This window comes from Sphingopyxis sp. (genome assembly GCF_040216815.1).
Classification (GTDB): domain Bacteria; phylum Pseudomonadota; class Alphaproteobacteria; order Sphingomonadales; family Sphingomonadaceae; genus Sphingopyxis.
The window spans coordinates 222,637-240,716 of sequence record NZ_JAVJOJ010000009.1; the positions used below are offsets into that span (position 1 = coordinate 222,637).

At 64.7% G+C, this 18,080-nt stretch carries 20 protein-coding genes; 14 read left to right on the forward strand and 6 right to left on the reverse strand.

Features of this window, described 5'->3' with window-relative positions; genetic code table 11:
* Nucleotides 1-70 precede the first annotated feature (70 nt).
* On the forward strand, nt 71-676 hold the full coding sequence (locus tag RIA72_RS11630; RefSeq protein WP_350032220.1) for a hypothetical protein: 606 nt from the start codon (nt 71-73) through the stop codon (nt 674-676).
* Between the two features lie 99 nt (nt 677-775).
* On the opposite strand, the gene RIA72_RS11635 is transcribed toward RIA72_RS11630, so the two are convergent.
* Complete coding sequence (locus RIA72_RS11635; RefSeq protein WP_350032221.1) at nt 776-2,713, reverse strand: S9 family peptidase; 1,938 nt, start codon at nt 2,711-2,713, stop codon at nt 776-778.
* A 384-nt stretch (nt 2,714-3,097) separates the two neighbouring features.
* Here RIA72_RS11635 and RIA72_RS11640 point away from each other — a divergent pair, with 384 nt between their 5' ends.
* The 7 genes from RIA72_RS11640 to rplQ all read left to right on the forward strand — a co-directional run bounded on the left by RIA72_RS11640 (nt 3,098) and on the right by rplQ (nt 8,651).
* Nucleotides 3,098-3,418 carry a hypothetical protein gene (locus RIA72_RS11640; RefSeq protein WP_350032222.1) on the forward strand — a complete coding sequence of 107 codons (321 nt, stop codon included), beginning with the start codon at nt 3,098-3,100 and terminating at the stop codon, nt 3,416-3,418.
* A 51-nt stretch (nt 3,419-3,469) separates the two neighbouring features.
* Complete coding sequence (locus RIA72_RS11645; RefSeq protein WP_350032223.1) at nt 3,470-4,813, forward strand: TldD/PmbA family protein; 1,344 nt, start codon at nt 3,470-3,472, stop codon at nt 4,811-4,813.
* 13 nt (nt 4,814-4,826) lie between these two features.
* Complete coding sequence (locus RIA72_RS11650) at nt 4,827-5,618, forward strand: inositol monophosphatase family protein (protein ID WP_350032224.1); 792 nt, start codon at nt 4,827-4,829, stop codon at nt 5,616-5,618.
* Nucleotides 5,619-6,067: 449 nt separating this feature from the next.
* Nucleotides 6,068-6,436 carry a 30S ribosomal protein S13 gene (gene rpsM, locus RIA72_RS11655; protein WP_120219119.1) on the forward strand — a complete coding sequence of 123 codons (369 nt, stop codon included), beginning with the start codon at nt 6,068-6,070 and terminating at the stop codon, nt 6,434-6,436.
* A 79-nt stretch (nt 6,437-6,515) separates the two neighbouring features.
* Complete coding sequence (gene rpsK / locus RIA72_RS11660) at nt 6,516-6,905, forward strand: 30S ribosomal protein S11 (protein ID WP_003040416.1); 390 nt, start codon at nt 6,516-6,518, stop codon at nt 6,903-6,905.
* A gap of 101 nt (nt 6,906-7,006) precedes the next feature.
* Entirely contained in the window at nt 7,007-8,065 is a 1,059-nt protein-coding gene (locus RIA72_RS11665) for a DNA-directed RNA polymerase subunit alpha (protein ID WP_350032225.1), read from the forward strand.
* Between the two features lie 166 nt (nt 8,066-8,231).
* Nucleotides 8,232-8,651, forward strand: coding sequence for a 50S ribosomal protein L17 (gene rplQ / locus RIA72_RS11670; protein ID WP_350032226.1), 420 nt, complete (start codon nt 8,232-8,234; stop codon nt 8,649-8,651).
* Between the two features lie 97 nt (nt 8,652-8,748).
* On the opposite strand, the gene RIA72_RS11675 is transcribed toward rplQ, so the two are convergent.
* The 3 genes from RIA72_RS11675 to RIA72_RS11685 form a co-directional block, all read right to left on the reverse strand.
* Nucleotides 8,749-9,132 carry a hypothetical protein gene (locus RIA72_RS11675; RefSeq protein ID WP_350032227.1) on the reverse strand — a complete coding sequence of 128 codons (384 nt, stop codon included), beginning with the start codon at nt 9,130-9,132 and terminating at the stop codon, nt 8,749-8,751.
* A gap of 212 nt (nt 9,133-9,344) precedes the next feature.
* Nucleotides 9,345-10,052 carry a response regulator transcription factor CtrA gene (gene ctrA, locus RIA72_RS11680; protein WP_037557325.1) on the reverse strand — a complete coding sequence of 236 codons (708 nt, stop codon included), beginning with the start codon at nt 10,050-10,052 and terminating at the stop codon, nt 9,345-9,347.
* A 194-nt stretch (nt 10,053-10,246) separates the two neighbouring features.
* On the reverse strand, nt 10,247-11,182 hold the full coding sequence (locus tag RIA72_RS11685; protein ID WP_350032228.1) for a LysR family transcriptional regulator: 936 nt from the start codon (nt 11,180-11,182) through the stop codon (nt 10,247-10,249).
* A gap of 135 nt (nt 11,183-11,317) precedes the next feature.
* Between RIA72_RS11685 and RIA72_RS11690 the strand changes: the two genes are divergently transcribed.
* Together RIA72_RS11690 and RIA72_RS11695 are read left to right on the forward strand one after the other, a co-directional pair.
* A complete protein-coding gene (locus RIA72_RS11690) occupies nt 11,318-12,016 on the forward strand; it encodes a pirin family protein (protein ID WP_350032229.1) in 699 nt (232 codons plus the stop codon).
* 121 nt (nt 12,017-12,137) lie between these two features.
* On the forward strand, nt 12,138-12,734 hold the full coding sequence (locus RIA72_RS11695; RefSeq protein ID WP_350032230.1) for an FMN-dependent NADH-azoreductase: 597 nt from the start codon (nt 12,138-12,140) through the stop codon (nt 12,732-12,734).
* Between the two features lie 77 nt (nt 12,735-12,811).
* Here RIA72_RS11695 and RIA72_RS11700 read toward each other — a convergent pair whose 3' ends face one another.
* Together RIA72_RS11700 and ald are read right to left on the reverse strand one after the other, a co-directional pair.
* Nucleotides 12,812-13,045: a hypothetical protein gene (locus RIA72_RS11700; protein ID WP_350032231.1), complete on the reverse strand. Its 234-nt coding sequence runs from the start codon at nt 13,043-13,045 to the stop codon at nt 12,812-12,814.
* 20 nt (nt 13,046-13,065) lie between these two features.
* On the reverse strand, nt 13,066-14,181 hold the full coding sequence (gene ald, locus RIA72_RS11705) for an alanine dehydrogenase (protein WP_350032232.1): 1,116 nt from the start codon (nt 14,179-14,181) through the stop codon (nt 13,066-13,068).
* A gap of 159 nt (nt 14,182-14,340) precedes the next feature.
* Between ald and RIA72_RS11710 the strand changes: the two genes are divergently transcribed.
* From RIA72_RS11710 to RIA72_RS11725, 4 genes are all read left to right on the forward strand, one after another.
* Nucleotides 14,341-14,808 (forward strand): Lrp/AsnC family transcriptional regulator, encoded by a 468-nt coding sequence (locus RIA72_RS11710; RefSeq protein ID WP_350032233.1) that lies wholly within the window; start codon nt 14,341-14,343, stop codon nt 14,806-14,808.
* 100 nt (nt 14,809-14,908) lie between these two features.
* The gene (locus RIA72_RS11715) at nt 14,909-16,261 is read left to right on the forward strand and encodes a methyl-accepting chemotaxis protein (protein ID WP_350032234.1); all 1,353 of its coding nucleotides are present in this window, start codon (nt 14,909-14,911) and stop codon (nt 16,259-16,261) included.
* Nucleotides 16,262-16,406: 145 nt separating this feature from the next.
* Entirely contained in the window at nt 16,407-17,099 is a 693-nt protein-coding gene (locus tag RIA72_RS11720; RefSeq protein WP_350032235.1) for an SDR family NAD(P)-dependent oxidoreductase, read from the forward strand.
* A gap of 3 nt (nt 17,100-17,102) precedes the next feature.
* Nucleotides 17,103-18,074 (forward strand): 50S ribosomal protein L11 methyltransferase, encoded by a 972-nt coding sequence (locus tag RIA72_RS11725; RefSeq protein WP_350032236.1) that lies wholly within the window; start codon nt 17,103-17,105, stop codon nt 18,072-18,074.
* Nucleotides 18,075-18,080 lie beyond the last annotated feature (6 nt).

Below are 18,080 nucleotides of genomic sequence, written 5' to 3' on the forward strand. Positions count from 1 at the left end.
GCCGCGCGTCGTTCATGGCCGATGCAGGGTCGCGATGCCAAGCCGTGCCGAAATGAAAAAGGAATATCCGATGGCCCGCCTCCCCCTTTTCGCGCTAATCCTTGCCGGAAGCGCTGCCGCTCTGCCCGTCGTGGCGCAGGAAGCCACGGCCGAGGCCGAAAAGATCAATCAGGTCATCGTGTACGGCGACGACAAGTGCGAAGCGTCGAGCGCCGACGAGATCGTCGTGTGCAACCGGCTGCCCGAAAGCGAGCGCTATCGCGTTCCGCCGATGCTTCGCGGCAATCCGCTCGACCCGCGTAACGAGGCATGGGCGAACAAGGTCGTCGCATTGGAGCGCGTCGGCCGCTTTGGCACCGACAGCTGCTCGCCCGTCGGACTGGGCGGCTTTACCGGCTGCACGCAGGCGCTGCTGGCAGGCGCGCGCGCCGAGCGGCAGGCCGCGGACAAGACCGACTGGCAAGCGATGATCGCCGACGAACGCGCGAAGCGTCTTGCCGGTATCGACGCCGCCGCCGCCGAGGTGGAGGCCGCGGTCGTCGCCGAGGAACGCGCGCTGGCCGAGCGGCAGAAGGCGGCCGAGGAGCTCGAACGGCAGGCCAGCGGCCTCGCCCCCGCCCCGACCACGCCCGACGAAGCCGACGCCGCGCCGCTGCCGACGCCGCCGCAGCCGTAATCCACTTATTGTCATCCCGGCGAAGGCCGGGATCTCGACGGTGCTTGATGACGCGGCGATGAGATCCCGGCCTTCGCCGGGATGACGGCTACCTTAATCTTAATTCAATAGATATTGCTTCCAGAAGAGCAGCGACGCCCAGAACTGATAGTCGGCATTTTCCTTCTTCGCGAAGCCATGCCCTTCGTTCGTACCGACAAGGTGCCAGGCGCTGCCGCCATTTTGGCGCACCGCCGCGACGATCTGGTCGGCCTCCGACGCCGGGACACGCGGATCGTTGGCGCCTGTGACGACAAAAAGCGGCTTTTTGATCTCCGCAACGCGGGTGAGCGGCGAAATCTCGATCAGCTTGGCGCGCTGATCGGGCACGCGCTCGTCGCCATATTCGACGCGGCGCAGGTCGCGGCGATAATCCTGCGTGTTTTCAAGGAATGTCACAAAATTCGAGATGGCGACGACGCACAGATTCGCGCGCAGCTTGTCGGCATAGTGGATCGCCGCCGCGTAGCACATATAGCCGCCATAGCTTCCACCCGTCAGTCCGAAACGCGCCGCGTCGAGTGTGTCGTCCTTTGCCAGCCGGTCAAGGAAGGCCCCCATGTCCTTGACGCTGTCTTCGCGCTTGAACGGCCCGTTGTCGAGGCTGACGAATCTTTTGCCATAGCCGGTCGAGCCGCGAACATTCGGGTAGAAGAGCGCGATCCCCAGTTCGTTCAGCAGATAGTTGTTGCGCCCCATGAAGCCAGGGCGCGACTGTCCCTCCGGCCCGCCGTGAACGCTCATGATCAGCGGCCGCTTGCCGGGGAATTTCGCGGGATCGGGGCGATAGAGGAAACCCGACACCTTCAGCCCGTCAAAGCTTTTGACCTTCACCAGTTCAGGCTCGACATTCTTGGTGACGTCGAGCCCGCCGGTCTCGCTTTCGGTCCAGCGCGTCACCGCGAGCGTGCGCGGGTCGATGCTGTAGGCGTCGGCCGCGCTGCGCGCCGAGGTGAAGGTGACGCCAATCTCGCCCCACGGCGCGATGGCGACGCCGCCGATGATACCGGCGGGAAGCGTGTCGACGGTGCGCACCGTCCCGCTGTTGGGATCGAACAGGCGCAGCTTGCTCATCCCCGCTTCGTTGACGACATAGGTAAGGAAGCTGCCGTCTTCCGCAATGTCAAAGCTGGAAACGTCCCATTTTTCGGCGGGCCCGCGCGGGGTGAATTTGCCGCTGGCGGGGTCGATCGTGCCCAGCCGCTGGAAATCGCTGCCTTCATCGCTCGTGGCCCAGATGGTGCCGTCGGGAGCGATCGACGCGCCGCCCAGCGAAACCTGCTTCCGATGGTCGCCGATCGGCGTCAATTTGCCGCTGGCGATGTCGAGCCGGAACAGGTCCGATTTCTGGACCGAAGTATATTTGCCGACCAGCGCCCAGCTTTTGTCCGGAGAAAAGCCCGCGACGAACCAGCCGCCCCCGGCGACCTCGGCCACCAGCCGCGCCGATGCCGGGTCGCGCGGGTTCATGATATAGATGTCGTTGTCGCGGCCGTTGCGGCGCGTCGAGGTATAGGCGACCAGTTCGCCGTCCTTGCTCCAGGCGTTCAGGCTGTTGCGGCTCTTGCCGTCGGTCAACAGCTCCAGCCGCCCGTCCTTCATCGCATAGATCTGATAGAATTCGTTGCCGCCGATATCTTTCTGAACCAGCATGATGTCGCCGGTCCGGGGCGCCCAGGTCGCGCCCGCAACGGGCTCGGCTTCGAAGGTCATCTGCTTGCGCGCGCCCATCGGCACCGCGACGCGGTGGATTTGCGATGTGTTGCCAAAGCGGGTGGAGATCAGCATCGATTTGTCGACCGGGTGCCATCCGGCGAAACCCGCGCCGCGATTTTCCATATAGGGCCGCGTCGCCGCGGGCAGTTCGGCCGGCACGTCGGGCACGCCGTCGGCGATCAGCGCGGCGGGCCTGGGCTCGATGGCGGGCGGGGCCGCTTCTTCCGCGAGGGCGGGCGCAAGCGGCAAGGCAATCGCCGCCAAGGTGGCAAGATAACGCATCGATGATTTCCCCTGTGCTGAAAAGCGCGTAGCAGGATAGACGCTAGCGGCCGCATGATCGGATGCAAGGTTTCGACGGAAACCGCTTTGGAATCGACGAGCAGCGTCGGAAAGCTCTGTTGCCAAGCTTTTCCAGCCAGTTGGCGCCATATCTGTAGCGATTTGATGCTCCGACGCGATTTCGTGCCGATTCCGCGACGAAATGAGCAAGAATTTTAACGAATCACTGCCAACCTGTCTTGACTTGGGAATTTTTGGGGCAAATCGTGGCGTTTCTGGGAATCGCCGGCCGGGGAGGCTGACAAGATGGCATCGACGTTCGGACCGCGCCTTTGGCGCCGCTCGACTGCAAGTGTTCCGCCCGCGCGGAGCCTGGGCCGCCGAATGACCTGGCACGCCGCCGCCGCCCTCCTCGTTTTCGCCGCCATCCAGATCTGGCTCGTTACCAGCGCGGTCGCCGCCGGCGCCCCCTCCGCCTTCACCGTCGTGGCGCTGGTCATGCTGCTCGCGCTCGCGCTTCCCGTCGCGCGTTCGACCGAACGCCGCTGGTATCACCTCAGCCGTCAGGCGCTGGCGAGCTGGGGGCTTCACGCCCGCTTCCGCCGCGATGTCCGCCGCCTGTGGATCGCCGCGCTGACCCTGCCCTTCCTGTGGATCAGCGGGGCGATGGCCGCCACCGACGCGATCGCCGCGATCATCGGCTGAACCGTCGCTTTAGATTTTGACGCCCTGCCGCGCGCCGTATAGGGCGCGGACATGCTCACCGTTTCCGAAGCCCTCGACCGCGCGCAGATGCTCTGCGACGCCGCGACCAAGGCGGGCGCCGACGCCGCCGATGCGCTTTATTATTGCAACGCCGCCACCTCGGTGACGATGCGGCTCGGCGCGCTGGAGGACGTCGAACGGTCGGAGGGGCAGGATATTTCGCTGCGCGCCTTTGTCGGAGACCGCAGCGCGAGCGTTTCGACCGCCGACATGGACGCCGGCGAGCTGGCCAAGCTGGTCGAACGTTGCGTCGCGATGGCACGCGAGGCACCCGAAGACCCCTATGCGGGCCTTGCTCCCGAGGAATTGCTGTTCAAGGGCCCGGTGCCCGATCTCGACCTTGACGATGCGAGCGAGGCCGACCCGGCGGCGCTGCGCGAGGTCGCGTTGGCCGTCGAGGACACCGCACGCGCGATTCCCGGCGTCACCAACAGCGAAGGCGGCAGCGCAAGCCACAGCCGCACGCGCTTTGCGCTCGCCACCAGCCATGGCTTTGCAGGCGGCTACGGGGCGAGCGGCCACAGCCTGTCGGCAAGCGTCATCGCGGGCGAAGGCGCGGCGATGCAGCGCGACTATGCCTGGCACAGTGCGCATCATCTGACCGATCTTGAAAGCCCCACCGAGATCGGCGCGCGTGCCGGTGCCCGCGCGGTTGCGCGGCTCAATCCCGGCAAGGCACCGAACGCAAAGCTGCCCGTCTTTTTCGATCCCCGGGTCAGCGGCGGCATCATCGGCCATCTGCTCGCCGCGATCGCCGGTCCCGCGATCGCGCGCGGGACAAGCTTCCTGCTCGGCAAGGAAAAGGACAAGCTCTTCGACAGCAGCATCCTTATCCGCGACGAACCGCACCGACTGCGCGGATTGCGCAGCCGCGCCTTCGACGGCGAAGGGCTACCGACCGCGGCGCGCGACATCGTCGTGGACGGCAAGATCACGGGCTGGCTGCTCGACAGCGCATCGGCAAGGCAGCTCGGGCTGACACCCACCGGCCATGCCAGCCGCGGAGGCGGCGCGTCGGGCGTTGCGGCAAGCAACCTTCATCTCGCTGCCGGCACGCAGAGCCCCGCCGAACTGATGGCCGATGTGGGCGAGGGCGTCTATATTACCGAACTGATCGGCCATGGCGTGAACCCGGTGACGGGCGACTACAGCCGCGGCGCATCGGGTTTTCTGATCCGCGATGGCGTGGTCGCCGGCCCGATCGCCGAATTCACCGTCGCGGGCAATCTGGTCGATATGTTTGCTGCGCTGGTTCCGGCGAGCGACCTGCATTTCCGCCACGCGACCAACGCGCCGACCCTGCGTATCGACGGCATGACCGTCGCGTCGAGCTGAGGGCAGCGCACCCGTGCCCGGCCGCAACCTCGAAGCCGTGATCGCCGCGACGCGCGAGGTTGGCGACATGGCGATGGCGCGCTGGCGCGGCGAAGGCAAGGCCGTCAACGTCTGGAACAAGTCGCACGACAACCCCGTCAGCGACGTCGACCTTGCAGTCGACGCTCGGTTGAAGGCGGTGCTCGGCGCAATGGTGCCGGAGGCGGGCTGGCTGTCCGAAGAGACGGCCGACAATAAGGAGCGGCTTTCGCGCCGCGCGATGTGGTGCGTCGATCCGATCGACGGCACGCGCGATTTCATCCGCGGTCGCCCCGGCTGGGCGGTGTCGGTCGCGCTGGTTGTCGACGGCTCACCCGAACTCGGCGTACTCTATGCCCCCGCGCTCGACGAATTATGGGTTGCGCAAAAGGGCAAGGGCGCGACCTTGAACGGCGACAGCTTGCGCGCCAGCCGCCGGATGATCTTCGACGGCGCCCGCGTGCCCGCCGACAGCCTGCCCAAGATCGACCGCGACCTGATCATGGTCACAAAACCCAACAGCATCGCGCTGCGCATGGCGCTGGTCGCCGACGATCGCGCCGATCTGGTCGCAACCTTGCGCTGGGGGTTCGAATGGGACGTCGCCGCCGCCGCGCTGATCGCGACCGAAGCGGGGGCGGCGGTGAGCGATGCGTTCGGCGATCCGCTCATGTTCAACACGCCGCGCGCGCAGGCGTTCGGCGTGATCGCATGCGCACCCGGCATTCACCGCGCCGTCGTTGGCCGGCTGCACGATCGCGCGGTCGCGCTGACGACGCCGTCCTGACGCGAACAGCCGGGATAGTCAGCGTGTCGGCCTTGGGGTGGTTTCTCGACCTTTCTTTATCCGTCATCCCGGCGAAGGCCGGGATCTCGTCGGTGCAATAAACCGTTAGGGTGAGATCCCGGCCTTCGCCGGGATGACGATGAGAGAAGGTCGTGTTTCGATCGCTAGCGGTCATCGCGACAACCCCGATCATCGAGAACCCGACCGGTCCGGTCCCAGACCGCCCGCCTCTCTCTCGCCATGCCGCGCGAAGTCGCCGCGCGCCGGTGCAGTTCCCCGCGCTTCGCTTGACTTTCTGTACGACTCAGCTTAGTTGCCCATCCATTCCGACAGCCTGACCGGACGGCGAAGCGCAGCGGCGCATTCGTGGTCCGTTTTTTGCGTTGGAAAACAGACGCTTTGAGATGGGGTCGTTGCCAGCGGCCCTGTGGAGCAGGAGAAAGTTACCAATGGCACGTATCGCGGGCGTCAATCTGCCCACCAACAAGCGCGTGATCATCGCGCTCACCTACATCCACGGCATCGGCCGCAAGACCGCCGTAGACATCGCCGACAAGCTGGGCATCGACCACAGCCGCCGCGTGCAGGATCTGTCGGACGCCGAAGTGCTTCAGATTCGTGAAACGATCGACGCCGACCACACGGTCGAAGGCGATCTTCGCCGCAACACGGCGATGAACATCAAGCGCCTGATGGACCTCGCCTGCTATCGCGGCCTGCGCCATCGCAAGGGCCTGCCGGTCCGCGGCCAGCGCACGCACACCAATGCGCGCACCCGCAAGGGCAAGGCCAAGCCGATCGCTGGCAAGAAGAAGTAAGCCGGTTTTTCCGCGCCGGTGGCCGCCTTCATGGCGCCCTAGCCCCGGCCCGCTTCAGGATTAGGTAGGATAGATCACAATGGCTCGTGAACCGCAGCGCCTTCGTCGGCGCGAACGCAAGAATATCTCGTCGGGTGTGGCCCACGTCAACGCGACCTTCAACAACACGATGATCACCATCACCGACGCACAGGGCAATGCGATTGCCTGGTCGAGCGCCGGCATGATGGGTTTCAAGGGCAGCCGCAAGTCGACCCCTTATGCGGCGCAGGTCTGCGCCGAAGACGCCGGCAAGAAGGCCGCCGAACACGGCGTCCGTACGCTGGAAGTCGAAGTCAAGGGCCCCGGCGCGGGCCGTGAATCGGCACTCCGCGCGCTGCAGGCGGTGGGTTTTCACATCACCTCGATCCGTGACGTGACGCCGATCCCGCACAATGGCGTCCGCCCGGCCAAGCGCCGCCGCGTCTGATGCCTTTTCGGGCGCGTTCGGCCGGAACGTCGCCCGTACCAAATCTCTCGCTGGACCGGTAGCCGACCCCTGCCCGTCCCGCCACTAGCAAAGGGAAGTCCATGACTGTCAACATCCGGAACTGGCAGGAATTGAAGAAGCCCAGCAACCTGGAAATCAAGGCCGGCGGCGACGGCAAGCGCAAGGCGACCTTCGTTGCCGAACCGCTTGAACGTGGTTTCGGCCTGACGCTGGGCAATGCGCTGCGCCGCGTGCTGCTCTCGTCGCTCCAGGGCGCGGCGATCACCTCGATCAAGATCGAAAATGTGCTGCACGAGTTTTCGAGCCTTGCCGGCGTTCGCGAAGACGTCACCGACATCGTGCTCAACGTCAAGCAGATCGCGCTCAAGATGGAAGGCGAAGGTCCGAAGCGGCTCCAGCTTTCGGCGACCGGTCCCGCGACCGTCAAGGCCGGCGACATCATGGTGTCGGGCGACATCAAGGTGATGAACCCGAACCATGTCATCTGCCACCTCGACGAAGGTGCGACGCTGAACATGGAACTCGTCGCCGATACCGGCAAGGGCTATGTCCCCGCGACCGCCAACCGCCCGGCCGACGCGCCGATCGGCCTGATCCCGGTCGACTCGCTCTATTCGCCCGTCCGTCAGGTCGCCTACAAGGTCGACAATGCGCGCATCGGGCAGGAACTCGACTATGACAAGCTGAACCTGACCGTCGAAACCGACGGCACGGTGACGCCCGAGGACGCCGTCGCTTACGCCGCGCGCATCCTGCAGGATCAGCTCCAGGTCTTCGTCCACTTCGAAGAAGCGATGAACGACAGCGGCCTGATCGGCATGGCGGCCCCGAGCCAGGCCAGCGACGAGTCCGACGTCAACCAGCTCAACCGCTTCCTCCTGAAGAAGGTCGACGAACTCGAACTGTCGGTCCGCTCGGCCAACTGCCTCAAGAACGACAATATCATCTATATCGGCGATCTGGTTCAGAAGACCGAGGCCGAGATGCTCCGCACGCCGAACTTCGGCCGCAAGTCCCTGAACGAAATCAAGGAAGTGCTGTCGTCGATGGGTCTGCGCCTGGGCATGGATATCCCCGGCTGGCCGCCGGAAAATATCGAGGAAATGGCCAAGAAGCTCGAACAGGAGCTGCTGGGTTAATAGCACGCCGCCCCCGCGACGGCGGGGGCCGCCTGCACCCTTAACGCTATGCCTCCAGCGGCCCCCGCCTTCGCGGGGGCGACGGGGCGGGAAATGGGTCGGCCCTTTAATCGACCTGGCTTGGGGTTCCGTCAAACGGCCCCTCTGACAAACGAAGGATGAAATCATGCGTCATAAATCGGGTGGCCGGAAGCTGCAGCGCACGAGCGCGCACCGCACCGCAATGTTCCGCAACATGTCGGCCTCGCTCATCAAGCATGAGCAGATCACCACCACCGTCGCCAAGGCGAAGGAACTGCGCCCCTATGTTGAAAAGCTGGTGACGCTGGCAAAGCGCGGCGGGCTTGCCAATCGCCGTCTTGCGCAGAGCCGCCTGATGGACGACACGCAGCTCAAGAAGCTGTTCGACGTCCTCGCCGAACGCTACAAAGACCGCAACGGTGGCTACACCCGCATCATCAAGGCGGGCATCCGCGCCTCGGACGCGGCGCCGATCGCGATCATCGAATTCGTCGACCGCGACGTCGATGCCAAGGGCCAGGATTCGGGCCCGGTGATGACCGACGAGGAACTGGAAGAAGCGTAAGCCGCATTTCGCGCAATACAGGATCAAGGGCGGCGTCCGGTTGGACGGCCGCCCTTTTTCTTTTGGCGGGGCGGCGGCTTTGTGTGGGAAGCGGTCATTACCGAAGAACAGTGATCGGTTGCGCGGCACCCGGACCGGGCAGGATAGCGAACTGCTGGTAGCCGCCGCCTCCAAGTGCCAGCAGTTCGATGCGGTAGACCTGACCGACGCTTAGCGATTGGGCTTTGACCTTGACCGCCATCTTGGAGGGCGATGCGCCGTATCCAAGTTCGCGCAAGTTCCTACCATTGTAGTCGATGCTGCCCAGTTCCCACACAACCGGCTGACCGTCTGAGAGCTGCCTGACCCACAGATGTTGAACTGGGACCGGGGCACTTCCGGCAAACCAACCACTCTTGGCGAACCGAAATACAATGTGGCTGCCCTGCGTTAGCACATCCACCGTATAGGCAATGCTACAACTGCCGAGTGCGAACATCATGATTCCGCAGAGTGCAATCCTGCACAAGCCAACGCATGCCATCCAGTGAGAGTGCACCGTTTCTCAATGATCTGCAATGGCTCGAAGCCGGTCGTTCCTAATGGCAGGAACCGGTTATCAGCGGACTGCAGCGCGCACCTCAAAAAAGGAAAACCGGCGCAGATCGCTCCGCGCCGGTTTCCCTCGGTTAATTTGTTGATGGGCGCAAAGCGTCAGGCGACGCGGCGCACCTCATTACCTTCGTCGTCGATGTCGCGCAGCACATAGCCGCGTCCCCAGACCGTCTCGATGTAATTTTCGCCGCCGCAGGCCAGCGCGAGTTTCTTGCGCAGCTTGCAGATGAAGACGTCGATGATCTTGAGTTCGGGCTCGTCCATCCCGCCGTAAAGGTGATTCAGGAACATTTCCTTGGTCAGCGTCGTGCCTTTGCGCAGGCTCAGCAGTTCGAGCATCTGATATTCCTTGCCGGTCAGATGCACGCGGATGCTGTCGACCTCGACCGTCTTGGTATCGAGATTGACTGCGAGCTTGCCCGTCTTGATGACGCTCTGGCTATGCCCCTTGGAGCGGCGGACGACCGCATGGATGCGGGCGACCAGCTCGTCGCGGTGGAACGGCTTGGTCACATAATCGTCGGCGCCGAAGCCGAACGAGCGCACCTTCGAATCCATTTCCGAAATGCCCGACAGGATCAGCACCGGCGTCTGCACCTTGGCGGTGCGGAGTTTCTTGAGCACGTCATAGCCGTGCATGTCGGGCAGGTTCAGGTCGAGCAGGATGATGTCGTAATCATAGAGCTTACCCAGATCGAGGCCCTCTTCGCCCAGATCGGTGGTGTAAACATTGAAGCCCTCGGTCGTGAGCATCGTGTCGATCGCTTTCGCGGTCGTCGGCTCGTCCTCGATCAGCAGTACGCGCATTGGGCACCCCTTGACTGTTTCCACGATGATCCCGCGAACCGATCGCATGACCATCAAGGATGTCACCGACCAACCCCCGTTGCAGGACTGCCGGAACATTAACCATGAAAGCAATGAAGGGAAAAGGTTAATTTTGATTTAACCCGCGGAAATCCACGAGTCGCGCCCTTTGTGCAACAGTCGCGCGCGCCCGTTCAGCGCGTCCGAAGCGCGGCATAATGCGCATTCGCGCCGCTGCACGAGCGTTTGAGCGTGTCGACCAGATGGTCCGAAAAGGCCCGGACACGCGCGGGACGCAGCCGCGATGGCGGTGACAAAAGATGCAGGTGCGACTGCGGCAGCGACCAATCGGTCAGGATCGGGACGACAGTGCCCGCCGCGAGTTCGTCGGCGGCGATGAAGTCGGGCAGCACCGCGATGCCGCCGCCCGCGACGATCATCGGCACCATCACATCGCCATTGTTCGCGAACAGGGGGCCGGTCGGGAGCACCGTCGCCTCTTCGCCCTGGCGCGAGAAATGCAGGGGCATCGCGCGCTCGCGGTGGCCATAGCCGATCAGCCGATGCCGCGCGAGATCGAGCGGATGACGCGGCGTACCATGTTTTTCCAGATAGGCGGGGCTGACGATCACCGACGCCGCGACGGGCGCGATCGTCCGGGCAAGCAGGCTGGAATCGGCGAGCGCCGCGATGCGCAGCGTCAGATCGATACCCTCGGCAATCGGGTCGTTGCGCGCGTCGCTGAGCAGCAGATCGATCTCGACCGCGGGATGGCGATCGAGAAAGGTCGCCAGCACGGGCCCCAACACCTTGATCCCGAAGCTCATCGGCGCGGCGAGGCGGATCGGCCCCACAAGGTCAAGGCGGTCGCCGCGCGCCGCTTCGGTCGCCGCGGTCGCCGCCGCCACCATCGCACGCGCCTCCCCCAGCAGCCCCTCTCCCGCGGTCGAAACCGCGACAACGCGCGAACTGCGATGAAGCAAGGTGATGCCGAGCGAGCTTTCGAGCCGCGTTACCGCTTTCGACACGCTGGCCTTCGAGAGACCCAGCGCGGCGGCGGCGGCAGTAAAGCTGCCATTGTCGGCCACGGCGACGAAACAGGCCCAGCCTTCATAATCGGGAAGCGCCATCGAATACCTCAATATTGGAAACAATGGATTTCCATCTACGCTATTTCAGAAACGATCCAAAGCCCTATTTTGTCCCCAACGACTGAACGCCACCAGGCATTCGCGCCCGGACGGCGACAGAGAAAGGACAGGCCAATGATCGACATTCGCAAATTCGACACGCTGGGCCACGCCGACCACGGCTGGCTCGATGCCCGCCATCATTTTTCCTTCGCGAATTATCACGACCCCGATCGCATGGGTTGGGGTGCGCTGCGCGTCTGGAATGACGACCGCATCGCGGCGCACCCGGGTTTCCGCCCCCATCCGCACCGCGACATGGAAATCATCACCTATGTCCGCACCGGCGCGATCAGTCATCGTGATTCGATGGGAAATGCCGGCCGCACTGCTGCGGGCGACGTTCAGGTGATGAGCGCGGGGACCGGCGTAACGCACAGCGAGTTCAACCTTGAGGATGAGGAAACGACGCTGTTCCAGATCTGGATCATTCCCGATCAGACGGGCGGCAATCCCGGCTGGGGTGCGCGCCAGTTCCCCAAGGCCGATCGTTCGGGGGCGTTCGTCACCCTGGCCAGCGGGATCGAGGGCGATGCAGACGCCTTGCCGATCCGCGCCAATGCCCGTGTGGCGGCAGCAACGGTGAACGCCGGGGAAAGCGTGTCCTATGACCTCGAAGACGGGCGCCACGCCTATCTGGTTTCGGCCAACGGGCGCATCCGCGTCAACGGCCAGGCAGCCGACCCGCGCGACGGCATCGCGCTCCGCGATGTCGGAACGATCACCGTCGAGGCGCTCGACGACGCCGAGCTGGTGCTCGTCGACAGCCTCTAAGGCGCGTTTTCGGGCCGCCCCTCCCCCCTCCCTGAAGGCGGCGGTCCACCAGGTGCCGCGAGTTCCCCCGGCTCGCGGCACCCCCTCTCCCCTCTTGATTTCAAGCCAAAGGAGCGATCAAATGTCCCATATTCTTCGCATCGATACCTCGGCCCGCTACAGCGGCTCGACCACGCGCCAGCTCACCGATCAACTCGTCACGCGTCTTGTCGAACAAGGCTATGGCGCTGCGGTCACGACCCGCGATCTCGCACGCACCCCGCCCGCGCTGCTGACCGAAGGCTGGGTTGGCGCCAATTTCACCGACGATGCCGACCGCAGCGACGAACAGCGCGCGACGCTCGCCAGCTCGGATGAACTTATCGCCGAGCTTGAAGCCGCCGACACGATCGTCATCGGCGTGCCCGTCTATAATTTCGCGATCCCCGCCGCGCTCAAGGCGTGGGTGGACCTGATCGCCCGCGCGCGCCGCACCTTCCGCTACACCGAGGCGGGACCGGAAGGATTACTGAAGGGCAAGAAGGCCTTTCTGGTGGTCGCGTCGGGCGGCGTTCCCGTCGGCAGCGACTATGATTTCGCTACCGGCTATCTGCGCCACGTGCTCGGTTTCGTCGGCATCACCGACGTGCAGATCATCGCCGCCGACCAGCAGATGATGGACGGCGGGGCCATCTCCCGCGCGACGTCGGCGATCGAGGCCCTGCAACAGGCGGCCTGATTGCCGTCGCCAACGAAAAAGGGGCGGCCCATCGCGGCCGCCCCATTCCTTATCGCGATCGGGCGCGAGTGCCCGTCCTATTTGAGTTTGCCGCGATTGGCATAGAGCAGCGCCGCGATCACCGCCGCCGACCCGATGCCCAGCCCCGCGGCGGCCGCGGTTTTCCATCCGCGCTTCGCCTTGCCCGCCTCCATGTCGGCGGCTTCGGCAGCGTCAGCCGCCTCGCGCTGCTGTTGCAGCTCGCGCGCGGCGCGCAGCACTTCATTTTCCTCTTGGTCGTCGTCGTAAGGCGGCGGGGCTTGGTCGGTCATGTTGCTCTATCGTCCTTGTATCAGGCGAGTGCCTGTTCGACAGGCACATAATCGGTTCCGATCGCTTCCGCTACGGCTTCGAACGTCACCTTACCATTCCATACGTTCAAACCCTGCAAAAGATGCGGATCGCGGCGCAAGGCCTCTTTCCAGCCAAGGTCGGCGATGCGCAGCGCGTGCGGCAGCGTGACGTTGTTGAGCGCATAGGTGCTGGTGCGCGCGACCGCGCCGGGCATGTTCGCGACGGCGTAATGAACGATGCCGTCGACCACATAGGTCGGGTCAGCGTGCGTGGTCGGATGGCTTGTCTCGAAACAGCCGCCCTGGTCGATCGCGACGTCGACGAGGACCGAACCCAGCCGCATCGTGCCGAGCATGTCGCGATTGACGAGCTTGGGTGCCTCGGCGCCGGGGATCAGCACCGCGCCGATGACGAGATCGGCCTCCGCAACGCATTCAGCGAGGTTCGCACGGTTGGAGAAGCGCGTCTTGGCACGCGATTCAAAGAAGGTGCCGACGCGCTCGAGCACTTCGGGATCGCGGTCGAGGATGGTGACGTCGGCGCCGAGCCCCGCCGCCATCTGCGCCGCATTGAAGCCGACGACGCCGCCGCCGATCACGCACACCTTGCCCGGTGCGACGCCGGGAACGCCGCCGAGCAGCACGCCGCGCCCGCCATGCGCCTTTTCGAGCGCGGTCGCGCCGGCCTGGATCGACATCCGCCCCGCGACCTGGCTCATCGGTTTGAGGAGCGGCAGGCCGCCGTGCGGGCTGGTGACGGTTTCATAGGCGATGCACACCGCGCCCGATTTCATCAGATCGCGCGTCTGATCGGGATCGGGCGCAAGGTGGAGATAGGTGTAGAGGATTTGACCTTCGCGCAGCATCGCGCGCTCGACCGGCTGCGGCTCCTTGACCTTCACGACCATGTCGGCGGCCGCGAAAATCTCTTCGGCGGTCTGCACGATCTCGGCCCCGGCCTCTTCATAATAGCGGTCGTGCGCACCGATGCCCTCGCCCGCACCGGTCTGCACCAGCACGCGGTGGCCGTGCACGGCCAGTTCGCGCGCGCTTTCGGGGGTCAGGCCGACCCGATATTCGTGATTCTTGATTTCCTTGGGGGTGCCGATGATCATCTTCGCTCTCCAGACTATACGCGCTCGCGGCGCGCCGGGGCCGACGCGCGGAGCCTTCGGACAAGAATAGCAGCAAAGCGCCGCGAGGTGCTTGCATATGATCCTTTGCTTCGCCACAATCGTGCAAGATTTTGGCGTCATATTCGGATTTTACGCACAATGATTGATCGGATCGATGCAAAGCTGCTTCACCTGTTGCAGCGCGAGGGACCAAAACCCGCGGCCGAGCTTGGTGAAATTGTCGGGCTTTCGCCATCGGCCTGTCACCGGCGCATCCGCGCGCTGGAGGCGGCAGGGATAATCACCGGCTATGCCGCGCGGCTTTCGCCCGACCGCATCGGCCTCGGGCTCGACGTCTTTGTCGACATCAGCCTCACCTCACAAAGCGAAGAGGCGCTGACCGCGTTCGAGAGTGCGGTCAAAAGCTTCGACGAGATATTGGAGTGCCAGCTATTGTCCGGCGCATCCGATTATCGCCTTCGCGTCGCGGCGCGCAGCGTCGCCGATTTCGACAGGCTGCACCGCCACTGCCTGTCACGCCTGCCCGGCGTTGCGGCGATGCACAGCGCCTTCGCACTGCGTACGATCAAGGCATTTGAGGGCTATCCGGTGTCGACGGCCAGTTAACCGTCAATTTACCAGTTTCACCGCATATCCCGTTCACCAGTTTCGTGGGACGCAAGCGGATAGAAATCCGCGCGGCTTCGGATCGATTAGGGATGGGATCATGGTGAAGGAAAATCCGATTCACAAACAACAGATCGACCCGATTTTGATGTCGGAACGCTTTCCCTATTATGATCTCGACGGGCAGCTCGCCGCGAATGCGGCCGAGGTTCATGCGATCGTCGCCGGGCGCGAGGAAGCGATCGGGCGCGCCTATTGGGACGCCTTCAATGCGCTTCCCGGAATCGAGCGGCGGGTCGAGGGCGATCTTTACGAAAGCTATGTCCGCGGCAGTGCGCGTCACACATGGGCCAAATATGCCGACGCCGCGGGGCAGGAGGTCGCAACGATCGCGTGCCAGAATGCGCATATGGCGCGGCGCGTGAAGCTGCCGCTCGCCTCGGTGATGTCGTGCATCGCCGAAAGCCAGCGACTGACGATCGAATATGTGGTCGAGGCGTGTATTGGCGACGGCGAACGGCTGGTACGGCTCACCAGCGCGATCAACCGGCTCGCGCTGCTCGAACTCGACATCATGCAGCGTTATGCCAACAAGCTCGACCGCGCGGTCTTTTCGAGCGAACGGCAGGCACTCGCGGGCGATTTCGACCGATCGATCGCCTCGCTAGTCCAGGATACCGAAGGGGTACGCGAACAGCTCGCCAAACAGGCCGCCTCGGCCGATCAGGCCGCGAAGGGCATGATCGCCAAAACAAGCGAGGTCGCCGCGGCGTCCGAACAATCGGCGATGGCGATGCGCGAAGCCGCATCGACCGCCGCAGGACTGATCCGCGCGATCGAAGACGCCCGCAGCGAGGTCGAGGCGTCGGCAAGCGTCGCAACGCGCGCATCCGAACAGGCCGGCGAAGCCGTGGCGATGTCGGAAGCGCTCTCTCATCACGCCGAGTCCATCGAGTCGATATTGGGCCTGATCCGCGAGATCGCCGGGCAGACGAACCTGCTGGCATTGAACGCCACGATCGAGGCGGCGCGCGCAGGCGACTCGGGCCGCGGCTTTGCCGTGGTCGCGCAGGAGGTAAAAAGCCTCGCCAATGAAACCGCGCGCGCGACCGACGACATTGCCGGAAAGATCGCCGCGATCCAGCAGGCGACGCGCGGATCGGTGAGCGCCAACCAATCGATTCAGGCAACAATCGACGAGGTGCAAAGGTCGGCGCAGCGCATCCGCGACGCGATGGACGCTCAGGCGCAAACGGTCACGTCGATCACCGCTGCGGTCGACGAAACCGCGCTCGCCGCCGATTCGATGTCGTCGACGATCGCGAGCATCCGCAATGATTCGGGCATGGTCGCGACCGAAATCAGCGTGTTGAGTCAGGAATTCACCAAGATGGGCGGGCGGCTCCAGCAACTCGAACAGGCCGCGAGCGAGTTCAGCCGCCGCGTGGCGTAAGGTCACATATTTCATCGTCATCCCGGCGAAGGCCGGGATCTCGCCGTTGCGTATGATTGCGAGGGTCAGATCCCGGCCTTCGCCGGGATGACGGTTGGGCCTGCGCCAACTTGGCAAGCCCTGCCCCGCTGCCTAAAGCCGCATCATGCAAACCCACATTCTGATCACCGGCGCGAGCCGCGGAATCGGCGCGGCGATTGCCGAAGCGCTGACCACCAACGCAACGAAGGTCGTGGCGTTGTCGAGCGCCGACGGCGACCTTGCCGACCCGACCACCCCCGACCGGCTTTGGCAGTCGAGCCTCGACCGGCTGGGCGGCCGCATCGACGTGCTGGTCAATAACGCCGGGGTGTTCGAGGCGAACCCCATCGACGACAGCGATGCCGACTGGCTCGCGAACTGGAATCGCACAATCCAGGTCAATCTGACTGCCAGCGCCCAGCTTTGCCGCCACGCCGTGCGGCACTGGCAGAATCGCAAATCGGCGGGCCGCCTCGTCAATATCGCGAGCCGCGCAGCCTATCGCGGCGACAGCCCCGCGCACTGGCACTATGCGGCCGCAAAGGCGGGCGTGGTCGCGATGACCAAGACGATCGCGCGCGCCTATGCCAAGGACGGCATCCTCGCCTTTGCCATCTGCCCCGGCTTTACGATGACGGGCATGGCCGACGAATATCTGGAAAGCCGCGGCGGCGACAAATTGCTCGCCGATATTCCGCTGGGCCGGGTCGCGATGCCCGATGAAGTGGGCGAGATGGCGCGCTGGTGCGCGACCCAGGCACCCGCGTCGATGACGGGCGCGGTGCTCGACGTCAATGGCGCCAGCTATGTACGCTGACCGATGAGCTGGATCGTCTCGCTCCCCTGCACGCGCGACGAGGCGGAGGCGCTGTCGGGCGAGATCCCCGAACTCGACGCAATGCCCGAGGCGCCCGTCGTCGTGACGCGCGAGATCGACGAGGATGCAGGGTTGTGGCAGCTCGACGCCTATATGGACAACAAGCCCGGCGCGGCGCTGCTGAAACTGCTCCAATCCTTCGTGCCGAGCGCGAAAGGCGCCAAACCGGCCGTCGAAGAACTTCCCGAAGAGGATTGGGTGACGCTGAGTCAGCAGGGGCTCGAACCCGTGCAGGCGGGACGCTTTTTCGTCCATACGAGCAGCCATTCGGGCCGCGTGCCCGCGGGCACCACATCCTTTTTGATCGACGCGAGCCAGGCGTTCGGGACCGGCGGTCACGACACCACCGCGGGCTGCCTTGCGATGCTCGACCGGCTGGCGCGACAGGGCGCGAGCCCACGCAACATCGCCGACATCGGTACCGGCACCGGGTTGCTCGCCTTTGCCGCCATGTCGCTGTGGCCGCGCGCACGCACGATCGCTTCGGACATCGACCCCGCGAGTATCTTTGTCACACGCGATAATGCCGCGATCAACGGCGTGCCGCTGGGGCGCAGCAGCGGGCGGCTGGCCCTCGCCATCGCGCCGGGGACCGACCATCCGGCGATCCGCCACCGCGCGCCCTATGACCTTGTTATCGCGAACATCCTTGCCGGGCCGCTCATCACCCTTGCCCCCGATATCGCCGCGGCGACGGCGCCCGCCGGCCATGCGATTCTGGCCGGGCTGATCGCGCGCCAGATGGACCCAGTGCTCGCCGCCTATCGCGCGCAGGGCTTCCGCCTCGCCGCGCGCGGGGGCAGCACCGAATGGCCGTGCCTGATGCTCGTCAAGCGCCGCCGTTACGGGTGGCGCCGCAAGCAACGCGCGCTGCACCGTGCAAGCCCGTCGGACGCCAGTTTCGGAAGCTGGTAGCACCAT